Source organism: Calothrix sp. PCC 6303 (assembly GCF_000317435.1).
In the GTDB taxonomy this organism is placed as follows: domain Bacteria; phylum Cyanobacteriota; class Cyanobacteriia; order Cyanobacteriales; family Nostocaceae; genus PCC-6303.
Map to the genome: position 1 here is coordinate 3,508,195 of NC_019751.1, position 12,508 is coordinate 3,520,702.

Sequence of the window (12,508 nt, forward strand, 5' to 3'; positions counted from 1 at the left end):
TTTTCCTCTGTATGGCAAGACCCACAATACCCAATACCCCCCATAGGTTTTACCCCCTGGCTATTTACAGCTTTCCTGCATAACATAGTGTCTCACGAATTACACTAGCGCCAGCTTTAGCAATATCATTTACTGGCGCTTTCATTGTAGCGATTATTGCCAAAACAGGTGTAAGTGTCATACCCCTTATCCGTGAAATTGTAAAACTTTGCTTTTCCCAGGATTCATTAACCCATAGGGATCTACCATATTTTTAAAGTCTATCTGCTCAGATGCGATCGCTCTTTTCCATCCGTCCTCAATTAGATAGCTATGGGGGTTGGCAATGAATACCCCATGTGATTCATGATAGCGGATAATTTCGTTAAGACGGGCTTCATTTGTGTAGCGTACCAATTGTAAACCAGGACTACCAATAGACCCGTTAGCGCGGATAAATTCCAAATGCATCATCACTTCATCCCCAAAATACTCATGTAGATGCTGAATGGTTGCCAAGTTATCGGCAGGAAATACACTTTGGAGGTAGGTAATAGAAGAATCTACACTTCTGGCATGGAGGGTAGTATGATTCCAAGTATATTCAGCTAAAGGTAAACCTTTTGTCACTTCACCTGCCATTTTTTGGTAAGTAATTTCCCCTTCATGTTGTTGAACCAACCCCAAAAGCGACTCCAAACTCTGTTCAGCAATCATCAACAGCGCAACATGACTACCTTGGGGAATGTATTGGTGAATTCCGGTGAAGTATTGGGGAATCGGATCTGCGAAAATCCCAACTTCCTTCTTAATAATATCCTCTGTGGCAGCTAAAACTTGTCCAAACTTAGCAGCAGCTATAAACTCAGGAAAAATCACAATTACTTCTGCCCAAGGATAAGTTTCACCCAAGGCAATTTCCACCTCAGTAATAATACCGTTAATCCCCCAAGCATGGTTAACTTTTTGGATATCACTTCCCCGTAACTCCATCACCCTAGGTTCATCCTCCAAAGTCACCACCCGCAAACCCAATAAATTCCCCTCCTCATTCAATAAACCGTGACGAATTGAACCAATCCCCCCACTCCCACCAGCCACAAACCCAGCAATTGTCGCAGTACGGTAGGTTGAGGGAGTCATCCGCATTTCCCAGCCAATTTCCTGGGCTTTTTTATCTAAAGCCGCTAATTTTACCCCTGCTTCCACCCTTGCCACACCAGGTTTAACCCACAGAATTTTCTGCATCTTAGACAAGTCGAGAACTACACCACCATAGATGGGGACGCATTGCCCATAGTTACCTGTACCTGCACCCCGCATGGTGATGGGGAGTTTATACTTAGCACAAGCTGCGGCTACCTTTAATACTTCAGCTTCATTTTTGGGACGCACCACCACATCCCCAACTTTTCCTGCCAGTTTCGCAGTTAAGATGGGACTAAAGCTGTGATAATCATCGGATAATTTAGCAACCTGGGTAGATTCGGTAATTATTTCTAACCCTGGGAGTGAGACGATAAAGTTATTAATTGTCATATTTTTGAATAAATATTTTTAACGCAGGGTGTCGCAGAGGTAAGCGCAGAGTTTCGCAGAGGAAAAGAGAGGAAAAGAGAGAAATAAATCACTTCTCAAACTCCCTCCTCTCTGCGTTTCTCTGCGTCTTCACTCTGGGTACCTTTGCGTTTAAAATTCTTAATTTTCATGATTTACTGCGCTTTCGTGCCACTTCCCTAATATAAAGCTAGATATAGCACTCAAACCAACAAAAATTACTACTCCCAAACCTGTTGTCATTAAAAGTGCTGCAAACATTCGGGGAATTTGTAGGTTGTAGCTAGAAATTAATATCTGGTAAGCAATGCCAGCTTTTGCACCTCCGGTACCTGCGACAAATTCGGCGACTATTGCCCCAATTAATGACAATCCCCCACTAATTTTGAGACTACCTAAAAAATAAGGCATAGCACCAGGTAAGCGTAGATGAATTAGGGTTTGCCAAGGAGAAGCTTTGTAGAGTTGGAAGAGGTTTACCAGGTTTTTGTCGGTGCTTTTGAGTCCGATGGTGGTATTGGAGACGATGGGGAAAAATGCCACAATCCATGCACAGACTACTAAAGCCGCAAAGGTGTTGTTTCTTAACCAAATAATGATCAAAGGCGCGATCGCTATAATGGGAGTTGTCTGTAAAATGACGGCATAAGGGAAAAAACTTCTTTCTATCCACCGACTCTGGGCAAATAAAATAGCTATGAGTAAACCGGAGATAGCAGCGCTGATAAATGCTGCAATCGTGATTTGAAGTGTGATGAGGAGTGAGGGGAAAAGTTCATTCCAATCTGTAATCAGAGTCTGGAATACCAGGATGGGTGTAGGAAGAATGTAGGGTGGTGTGTTTGTGACCCTGACTAAAATATCCCACAGGAATAATATCGCTACACCAACGGTAAATGGAGCGATAAAATCGATATTAATTAGCTTTTTGATACTTCTTGTTAGCTTGCCTATATCGATGGACATTTTATAGTCTCGGTGATTTTCATCTTTGATATAGATTATACCTACAGCCTCTTTGTGTTATTTTGTTTTTTAAGATGTTAGCTGAAGCCATCTACCATTCGCTAAAGCCGTTAGTGCTAGGTTAAAATCCAACAGTTTCCCATCATATACCTTGATAACTGTTCCCTGATAACTGATTCACTAGGCAACTTATTAACATCAAATGCAGTCGTGGCAGTATCATACGGATGATAATTGTTACGAAAATAGAATGATGGATAAATTTGTTAATTTTGGCAGATATACAAGGCTAAGTATCTACAATCGCTATAAATCTTGGTTTTTGGCAACTTTACTAGTCTTGAGTTTAGTTGCTACATCCCTCTCAGGGATGCCACTATCCGCACAGACTCCAATCCGAGAATTACGGGGAGTTTGGCTAACAAATATTGATAGTAATGTCTTATTTGAAAAAAAACGGCTGAATAATGCTTTACAGAAGCTGAAAGATTTAAATTTTAATGTTGTCTATCCAACTGTGTGGAATTGGGGTTGGACACTATATCCCAGTCAGGTTGCAGAAGGAGTTATTGGCAAAAAACTCGATCCTGAACCTGGTTTGCAAGGACGAGATATGCTGAAGGAAGCGGTGGAATTGGGACATGCGAAAAATCTGAAAGTCATTCCCTGGTTTGAGTTTGGTTTTATGGCACCAGCAGATTCCGAATTGGCTAAACGTCGTCCCCAATGGATCACAAACCGCAGTGATGGAACTAAAATTTGGAAGGAAGGTACCCACGACAGGGTATGGTTAAGTCCCTTTCGTCCTGATGTTCAAGAATTTATCCAGGCTTTGATTGTCGAAATTGTTGGTAAGTATGATATTGATGGGATTCAATTTGACGATCATTTTGGCTTACCTGGGGAATTAGGTTATGATGCCTACACCGTAGAACTATATAAAAAAGAACACAATGGGAAAGCACCTCCAAAAGATGCTAAAAACCCAGAGTGGGTGAGATGGCGCGCTAACAAGATTACAGAATATTTGAAGCGAGTATTTTTCGCAGTTAAGGCTGTAAAAAAAGATTGTATTATTTCTGTTGCACCTAATCCTCAGCGCTTTTCCTATGACTATTTCTTGGCAGATTGGGAACGCTGGGAAAGAATGGGATTAGTTGAAGATTTGGTATTGCAAATATATCGTGATGATCTCAAAGTGTTTAATGATGAGTTAAATCGTCCAGAGGTGAAAGCAGCACGTAAGCATATTCCTGTGAGTATTGGGATTTTGAGCGGTTTGAAGGCGAGATTTGTACCCATGCAACAAATTAAAACACAGGTGAAGAGTGTACGCGATCGCAAGTTCGCGGGAATGTCCTTTTTCTTCTACGAAACCCTATGGAATGTCACTAAGGAACCAGCTACAAAGCGTCAAAGGGAACTGAAAAATCTCTTTCCCACACCTGCGATTTACCCAAGGATCGGTACATAGGGTAAAGGCTACTTTTAGCACCTAGCCTACGCAAGCTGGAATTGCTTTCCATGCTCAATACCTTCGCCAAAACGGAGCATCACAAAAACCGTGCAAAATCATAGGATTCCTGAAAAAATAAGGGTTCTATTTTCAGCCGACGGCAAAAGCTTAAAACCCTTATGGGCTAAAGAACATAAATAAAACCCTCTACGGGAAAATCCGCACCATGTTTATACAGCTTTTTGTTTTGCCAAAAAACAGAAACCCTTAATTTACCGTGGAAGCTGAAAGCTTTATTTCTCCTAAAATGGCGAAGGTATTGTTAAGAGTTAAGACTTAAATTCGCAATGTAAAGTTATGTTACAGCTATTTCCGAAAAAAGTTATTGGTTTAATGGTTCTGAGTGTCGCCTTAACTTTAATGTTTACACCACAGTTATTAGCTAAGACTTCTGGCTCAGGTAATGTGATATTTATTCATCCTGATGGTACTAGTGCAGCTCATTGGGGGGCGGCGCGGATGCTCTACAAGGGACCGGATGCTAGGCTCAATTGGGATAGGATGTCTAATTTAGCCGTCTACCTGGGACATATTAAAAACCAACTCACGGCGACTTCTAACGCTGGTGCAGTGACTCACGCTACAGGGGTGAAGGTAAATGCTGATTCCTTTGGGTTGGATGAAGCGGGTAAACCAGTAGTGGCGCTGTCGGGTAAACCCCAGACAATTATGGAAGAAGCGATCGCCGCAGGTAAAGCAACTGCTATCATCAATTCGGGGATGATTCACGAACCGGGTACGGGTGCGTTTGTGGCTAAGTCACCTAGTCGCCGCAACTTTGCAGACATTACTAAACAAATCGTCGAGTCTGGTGCAGATGTAATCTTAGGCGGTGGTGAACTTTGGTATCTCCCCAAGGATAAAGCCGGGAGACACACCACAGCACAACAAAGTCAACGCACGGATGGGATTAATGTCATCGAGTTGGCAAAAAAGAAGGGTTACACCGTTGTTTACACCCGCGATGAGTTGCTAAAGTTACCCACAAATACCAAAAAAGTGTTAGGAATTTTTGCCGCAGATGATACTTACAACGACGACACAGAAGAAAATTTAAAAAAACAGGGTTTACCGTTGTATGTCAAGAGTGCGCCGACAGTCGCCCAACAGTTACAGGTGACTTTACGCCTGTTCTCTCAGAGGCGTAATGGCTTCTTGATTGTTTTGGAAGAAGAGGGTAGCGATAATTTTTCTAACTATAATCATGCAGCCGGTTGTATGGAAGCAGTGAAACGCGCTGATGATGCGGTTGGGGTAGCAATGGATTTTATTCAAAAGAACCCCAATACTTTGTTAGTCACCGCCGCCGATAGTGATGCTGGCGGTTTGGAAGTGGTGGGAGTAACAGAGAAAGACTTTCCCTTGAATAAACCAGTCCCAGAAAAAAGCAAAAATGGTTCACCTTGGGATGGTAGAGATGGAACTGGTACTTTACCGTTTGTTTCTGCACCAGACAAACAAGGTAAACGTTTTCCCTTTGCAGTCGGTTGGTCTACTTTCGGCGATAATACAGGAGCGATCGTTGCTAAGGCGCATGGTTTAAATGCTCAACTCTTACATGGCACAGTCGATAACACCGATATTTATCGCCTGATGTACCGTACCCTCTTTGGTAAGCAGTTGGCGAATAAGGGCTAGAAATGGTAACTGCCCAGTTACTCTGCTTTCCTGTAAACCGTTGATTTTTCATTAGTGTATTTTGGAGCGAACTACTCATTTGGAGTAAAAAGCGCTTTTTGCGCTTTACTCCTTCAATAATAGATAATATAGCTCGCCTTTATTGACAATAACACCAGCGCGCTCCCCTGCTTGTTTGCCAACACCAATATAGTAATCAACTCGAGCTGGAGTTTTGATTGCACCTCCTGTGTCTTGATCTAGGACATAGCGACTCACAAGACGCTGTTCGATTTTATTTTGATTAATAAAAGGAAAAGGGGCGCGAATTATAGCTAATGCACCGGGAGGCATTAAGGATTTATCTGTAGCGATTGACCTTTCTGGGGTTAATGGGACACCGAGACTGCCACTTGCGGGAGCATTTTTGGTATCTTTAAAGAAAATAAAACGGGGGTTTCTAGGTAAGTAAATATCTTGGCTTTGGGGATTTTTTTCAAAGTAATTGATAACTTTTTCGAGAGTGATTCCTTTTTCTGATAGTTTTCCATCTTTAATTAATTCTTTCCCTAAACTGACATAATCATGGTCGGTATTTCCTGCATAACCAATTGTAGTAGTAGTTCCATTACTGAATTTCAAGACAGCAGAACCTTGGACTTGAGCAATAAAGGCATCCATCCGCGATTTTAACCAAAATAACTCTAAACCTTTGAGTTTGCCTTTAGCATTTTGTAAAGCGTCTGCGCCTTCTAATTCTAAACGGGTGGGATGGGGTTTGTCCCAAGTTTGAAAATTATCGGGTAAGCGGTAGATGGGATAGCGGTATTCTGCTGTCGGCTGACGACTTGCTAGGTAAATTGGTTTGTAGTAACCGGTGAATAAAATAGTACCCTGATTATCAGAACCGATAGATTTATAAAATACAAATTCTTGGTTGACATTAGCTTGTAATTCTTGAGCATTTTGGGAATTAATAACTAATTCGCGAAATCTTTTCAAGCTTTTTTCTACTCTTTCTCGCGTGATTTCGGGAATAATATATTTTTGATAAGTTGCTTTTGCATCTGGTGTTTGCAGATAGCTTAAACTATAGTCAATTGCTTTGAGTAAATTCTGCTTATCTCCAGCTTCACCCCAAATTTGATTGTCGAGGAAATAGTTTTGAGCTTGTGGTAGTGATGTTTGTAATGATAAAGGTTCTGCCGATGGCGATGTTTGATTTTTTTGACTGACTTGTTGCTGATTATTACAAGCTAGTAGAGGTAAACAGCAAAGATAAGTCGTAAGGATTAGCTTTGCTAATTTATTGGGAAGCTGATGTTTATATTGCATTATTTCACGGGATGTGCAACTTTTAAAAGATATTACATTACAATGTAGCTTTTCGAGAAATAGCTCGTTCCGAAAAAAAACCACCCGTCGGTAAATCCAGTATCAAACGTGGCATTATTTGATGGCTGGTTGTTAGAGTCGATGTGGGGTATTATCCCCAGCACCTCTCTGTTAGAACCGTGCGTACGCATTTCTGTGTACACGGCTCCCGATATTCTTAAGGGATAATCCTTTTGCTCATGTGTATATAATCATGACAAGATTCGTGTATTGCTAGAAGATTTTTAGGTTTCCAGTTGTCATGATTTTCGTCAATGTGATGTAGATGTACTCGTTCTTCACTCGTAAATTTTAGTCCACAGTGACCACATGTATGGTTTTGCTTTTGTAAAGCTTTAGAGGTTGCTCCGTCATATAATTTACTGTTGCGTTCGCTCCAGTAGATTAAGTCTCCATCGTAGGGGGATTTATTTCCTTTGACCATGACATAACTGAATTCGGAGTAAGGGACTGCGGGAAATGCTTTTTCAATCAACTTCGTTGTTGATTCTCGCGTTAGCTTCGTCTCCTTGTTGAAGATTTTCCATGTTCTGAGTCTGGTGTGCCAGAGTGAAAACCTTGACCCGTCCATTTTGCAGAAGCGATGGTAGTTTCTCCATCCTCTAACTATAGGCGCTAGCTTTTTGGCTTTTACCTTAGAACCATAATTGGAGCAGTTAATAATAGCTTTTAATTTCTGACGGAATTTTTTGAAGTTGTCCTTTGAAGGGGTACTTCTGAATTTTCCGTTACTTTGCACTTTAAAGTGCCAGCCAAGGAAATCGAAGCCATCTGTCGCAGCGGTTATCTTGGTTTTCTTTTCGCTTACTTTCATTCCTCTTGCTGCTAAAAAACTGTCAATATCGGCAAGTATTTTTTGTGCATCGTCTTGAGGTCTGATTATTATTACCATGTCATCCGCGTAGCGTATTGATGGTTCTGTAATATCTTTTCCTGCGGTTTTGTTAGTAATTTTAGAACCATTTCTGTGGTATCTGTGAATACTTTCAATTCCGTTTAAGGCGATGTTAGCTAAGAGTGGACTCACGACTCCACCTTGTGGTGTACCTTGTTCTGGAAATTCCGGGTTTATTCCGGCTTTTAGGCATCGGAATATTCCTAATTTAACCCCTTTTGGGGCGATAAGATTTTCCATTATAGATGTGTGTGATATCCTGTCGAAGCACTTTTCAATATCAAGTTCTATAACTCTTTTATTGATTCCATTGTTATTGGAGCGAAGATGGGTGAGTAGGACTGTCTGGGCATCATGTGCCGAGCGTCCGCTTCTGAACCCGTAACTTCGAGCATGGAAGGTTGCTTCGTGTGCTGGTTCTAAAGCATATTTTGCGAGGCATTGCCAAGCTCTATCTGCCATAGTTGGAATTTTAAGCATTCTGGTAGTCCCATCTTTTTTGGGGATGGGGATTTCCCGTAGTCCCTGGTGTTTCCAGTTATTACATGATGCTTTAAGCAGTTCTGATAGCTCGAATCTCTCACGAAATGTAAGGGACTTTTTACCGTCGATTCCTGCTGTTTTCTTGCCAGCATTTAATTGTGATACTTGTCTAATTGCCAAGAATCTAGCCGCGCAGGATTTCAGAATAAGTTTTTGTAAGAACCGCGCTTTCTGCTTGTTTCCTGCTTCAACTGCTTTGAACACTCTCTTTTGTAGGCGGAATAACTCTTTGCGAAATTTCTTCCACGGTAGATTCTTCCAAGATTCACTAGTCTCGTGACTGTGCCTAATCATGCTCTTCTCCATTAAGTGTTTTCTGAATACCTTGCAGCAATTACGCCGCATCCTACCCGAATCAAAGGAATTCTGTATCTCGTCTTACCTACCTGGGATTCGACAGTCCCAAGACCTTTGGCTCGTTTTTATTCGTTCCCTCAGATGATTGATTGTTCCGTTAGGTAGTGCCAATTTAACCATCAGACCCCCAGATTCTTGCCACTGTCCAAGTACTTAACGCGGCGGGGATTAACTCTGATGAAGTCGGGTTCTGAGGATATGTCCCGCTTGCGTATAGGTCACTTTTCTAGGCATCGGTTTTACCGTGGGAACTCCCCATTAGCGCCAGTGTCCACCCATAACGGTAGTCTGATTGCGCCCTGTTCCTAGCTTCACTCTATAGATAACGAGTCTATTCGGTGTAGGCAGATAGGGATTCAAGCATGAACCTTGCTGGTAGGACTTACACCTACATAATCTGAGAGTTCAACCATTGTTGGTTGGCTTAGTTATGTACGGGCTGATTACCGTGATTCACTAAGCAACGAATCGCACTACTTGGTAAGCGCTAGACATTGCTTTTTGGAGGATGGCGCAATCCGCCAATAAACCCTAGCTGTAGGACGGTTTTCTTTTGTGTATTTAGCAAAAGAAAAAGGCATCGCCATACCAACAATAAATAAGAAGAAAGGAAACACTAAATCTGTTGGCGTACAACCATGCCATTCAGCATGTTCTAAGGGAGGATAAATAGAATCCCAACTACCAGGATTATTAACCAAAATCATCGAAGCGATCGCTATTCCTCGGAATACATCCAGAGAGACAAGTCGGTTACTATTTTGGGTCGGTAGAGTAAGTGATTTCACGAAGTTAGTATAATTTTTAGATAGATTTATTTTACCCTAAGATAATTTCCAGAATAAAAATTACCAGTCAATATGATTGTATAGAGCGTAGCTTGCTTCGGGAGCAGTACGCCTTCTTAAATCCCTCTTAAAATATAGGTAAAATAATTTTGAGAAATCACCTAAGGAACGTGGATTAAATAAAGTGTAAAAGTAGGGCGTGTAACCTGAACGTAACGCACCACTCCAGGTTCAATCAGAATTGCAGGTTATTAAATTTGGATTCCTCAGTCATACACCGAGTGACTTCTGTCAGTAGCTGCTACGCATTTAGGTTTGTTTAGCGACATAGCTAAATATCTGAAGGGGATTGAAGTTGTTAATATTTAATAACTAATACTGAGAAAGTTAACAAAACTTACATAGAAAAGTAGCCTTTTAGTAACTATTAGCACTTTCAGATTGCTGTTACTAAGCAATATTATTCAACTTGTAGCTAATTATTTGCAGTTGCTCAGGTAGCAATCTTAGCATTCTAATTGTTGAAAATTCATTGCATCTAACGATAAGAGTCTTTTTCTACATCGTCATGATTACATGACATAATTGAAAACATATAGTAAATATTATCAATAAGTCATGGTTGTTGCAAATTGCTCCAAATATTTGTTATATTCTCATCTGACAGCCTTTATTGAGAAAGATTAGTATGTCTGTCTACACTACGACTTCACTGAAAGCAGAACTTAACGAACGTGGCTGGCGCTTAACCCCTCAGAGGGAAGTTATCTTGCATATTTTTCAAGAACTTCCTCAAGGTGAGCATCTCAGCGCTGAGGATCTTTATGAACGCCTAGAAGCGGATGGGGAGGGTATTAGCCTATCCACCATTTATCGGACGCTTAAATTGATGGCGAGAATGGGAATCTTGAGGGAATTGGAACTGGGAGAAGGGCATAAGCACTATGAAATTAACCAGCCCTATCCCCACCACCATCACCACCTAATTTGTGTTAGATGTAATTCGACAATAGAATTCAAGAACGACTCAATTTTAAAGACAGGAGCAAAGACAGCACAAAAAGAAGGTTATCACCTTCTTGATTGTCAATTGACGATTCATGCTGTTTGTCCTAAGTGTCAACGAGCTTTAATGCCTGTTTAAGGTGATGTTAGTTGATCAAGATAGTATTTTTAGTCTTGTGAGCAAATTTTTCGGACACATATTTTGGAATGGATTTCCCTAAAAATTGATTGGTGCGAAAACAACACTAAAATAATCCTATTGGTAGCAACTGAGTATACTAAGCAAATTTTGGATATTCTGAATAGGGAATCTCTGATATAAATTCGTAATACCTGCCGTTGCAGAAACTATACTCCAATAGCAGGAATCGAACTCAATTAATAGTGGCTGGCTAGAAATGCAGGAAAGTTAACTAAGTTTGTCTTCGGCATCTGAATATGACAAAGACCTAAACTTAGCTATAAAAATTGCCGCTTTGAGAAGCGGATACTTAAAAAATGAGTAATGAGTAATGAGTAATAAGTCTGTTTTGTAACGGGAATTTAACAAGGAACCTTTGCGGGGTCATCGGGCGCAAGCAAACGTGCCGCCCCCACACAAAACCCTCTGCCGTCGTTAGGCATGGAAGTTAGACCCCCAAATGCTCTTAAATTCCGATTATTTCTTCAACTTTGCTCAAATTTACTCGAATTTAACCATTAACTATCAATCAAAACTGTCCGTTTTTGACATCTTTGAGGCTGATACCGTAATATTGCTGTGCCTGTTTGATGGCTCGCTTGGTATCGTCTCCCAAAACTCCGTTAAGGGGACCTTTGTAAAAACCTCTCGCGTTGAGTCGGCGTTGGATTTCTAGGGTCTCAAATTCGCTTTTGGGAGTATTTTTTACCTGTTCGTATAATTTGCCACGGGTTGTGCTGCCAGCAATGCCACTGGCTGCTAAATAATTCTCGGTTTGGAAGCGTTTGACCGCATCGGCGGTGAAAGCACCGAAGTATCCGTTAGGTTGTCCAGTTAAGTATCCAGCTTGAATAAGTTGTTGCTGGAGTACCCTTACAGCTTCACCGCGATCGCCTAAACGTAATTTATCAGGATCTGCTTGACGGGTTGGTGTTTCTTCACCGTAACCGATGTTGTTGGGGGGAAGTCGGCGGATGGTGGCAGAACCTACAATTCCGTCATTTTTGAGGTTGTATGCTGTTTGAAAGCGCTTTACAGCTTCTTCGGTGATGGGACCAAAGATTCCGGTGGAGTTGCCGAAATAATAACCAGCAATTCTCAAACGTTCTTGGAGGATGCGGACATCTTCTCCTTCGTCTCCCCGTTGAATGAAGTTGGGATTAGTTACTTTGTTTCTTCTAACAGCTTGGGTAACTGGGGTTTTTGCTTGGACGTTTTGTAATTTTGGTTTGGTGGTTTGGGTAGCCACTACTTTCGGCTTATTGGCTGGTTTTGCGGCTGCGGGGGGTCGCCATTTTTCTAATTTACCGAGGGTTGTCGGTCCAGCAATGCCGTTTGTTTGGAGATTGACGGATTTTTGAAACTTTTTGACTGCTTCTTCGGTACGGACATCATATACTTGGGTGATGGCTGCTTGATAAAAGCCTGCTTGCTTCAAATCAGATTGCAGTTCCCGTACTGAAGGACCGCGATCGCCTTTTTGCAGAGCGAATGCACCATTAATTGATGAAAAAATCGCCAAGGTTAGGGCTAGGGGTAGCATGTATCGCCAAGCACGACCTGATAGCTTGCTCCAATCTGGTGCAGCTGCTTTGTTAAGGAAGGAACCGATGGAAATTAGTTCATCGGGACAATCTTCTTCGTAATCAAAAGCTAAGTGTAAATACGCAAGATTTTCCATGTTTTTCTCTACTGCACTTAAAAATTCT

8 protein-coding genes and 1 pseudogene are annotated in these 12,508 nt (G+C 41.4%); 3 read left to right on the plus strand and 6 right to left on the minus strand.

Translation table 11 applies throughout. From position 1 onward, the window contains the following. Positions 1–186 precede the first annotated feature (186 nt). Both CAL6303_RS14520 and CAL6303_RS14525 read right to left on the minus strand, forming a co-directional pair. Positions 187–1,518: an FAD-binding oxidoreductase gene (locus CAL6303_RS14520; RefSeq protein WP_015198560.1), complete on the minus strand. Its 1,332-nt coding sequence runs from the start codon at positions 1,516–1,518 to the stop codon at positions 187–189. A 159-nt stretch (positions 1,519–1,677) separates the two neighbouring features. Next, positions 1,678–2,502 carry an ABC transporter permease gene (locus CAL6303_RS14525; RefSeq protein ID WP_015198561.1) on the minus strand — a complete coding sequence of 275 codons (825 nt, stop codon included), beginning with the start codon at positions 2,500–2,502 and terminating at the stop codon, positions 1,678–1,680. 202 nt (positions 2,503–2,704) lie between these two features. On the opposite strand from CAL6303_RS14525, the gene CAL6303_RS14530 reads away from it, so the two are divergent. Together CAL6303_RS14530 and CAL6303_RS14535 are read left to right on the plus strand one after the other, a co-directional pair. Then, positions 2,705–3,976, plus strand: a complete 1,272-nt coding sequence (locus CAL6303_RS14530; protein WP_015198562.1) for a glycoside hydrolase family 10 protein — start codon at positions 2,705–2,707, stop codon at positions 3,974–3,976. Positions 3,977–4,315: 339 nt separating this feature from the next. Then, on the plus strand, positions 4,316–5,656 hold the full coding sequence (locus CAL6303_RS14535) for an alkaline phosphatase (protein ID WP_015198563.1): 1,341 nt from the start codon (positions 4,316–4,318) through the stop codon (positions 5,654–5,656). Positions 5,657–5,761: 105 nt separating this feature from the next. Here CAL6303_RS14535 and CAL6303_RS14540 read toward each other — a convergent pair whose 3' ends face one another. From CAL6303_RS14540 to CAL6303_RS29320, 3 genes and pseudogenes are all read right to left on the minus strand, one after another. After that, positions 5,762–6,970: a murein transglycosylase A gene (locus CAL6303_RS14540; RefSeq protein WP_015198564.1), complete on the minus strand. Its 1,209-nt coding sequence runs from the start codon at positions 6,968–6,970 to the stop codon at positions 5,762–5,764. A gap of 217 nt (positions 6,971–7,187) precedes the next feature. Next, the gene (locus CAL6303_RS14545; RefSeq protein ID WP_015198565.1) at positions 7,188–8,762 is read right to left on the minus strand and encodes a group II intron reverse transcriptase/maturase; all 1,575 of its coding nucleotides are present in this window, start codon (positions 8,760–8,762) and stop codon (positions 7,188–7,190) included. Positions 8,763–9,340: 578 nt separating this feature from the next. After that, positions 9,341–9,613 (minus strand): annotated as a pseudogene (locus CAL6303_RS29320) (DUF5009 domain-containing protein); the annotation flags it as partial. Between the two features lie 688 nt (positions 9,614–10,301). Here CAL6303_RS29320 and CAL6303_RS14555 point away from each other — a divergent pair. Further along, the gene (locus CAL6303_RS14555) at positions 10,302–10,757 is read left to right on the plus strand and encodes a Fur family transcriptional regulator (RefSeq protein ID WP_015198567.1); all 456 of its coding nucleotides are present in this window, start codon (positions 10,302–10,304) and stop codon (positions 10,755–10,757) included. 571 nt (positions 10,758–11,328) lie between these two features. On the opposite strand, the gene CAL6303_RS14560 is transcribed toward CAL6303_RS14555, so the two are convergent. Beyond that, positions 11,329–12,480 carry a peptidoglycan-binding domain-containing protein gene (locus tag CAL6303_RS14560; RefSeq protein WP_015198568.1) on the minus strand — a complete coding sequence of 384 codons (1,152 nt, stop codon included), beginning with the start codon at positions 12,478–12,480 and terminating at the stop codon, positions 11,329–11,331. Positions 12,481–12,508: the final 28 nt, after the last annotated feature.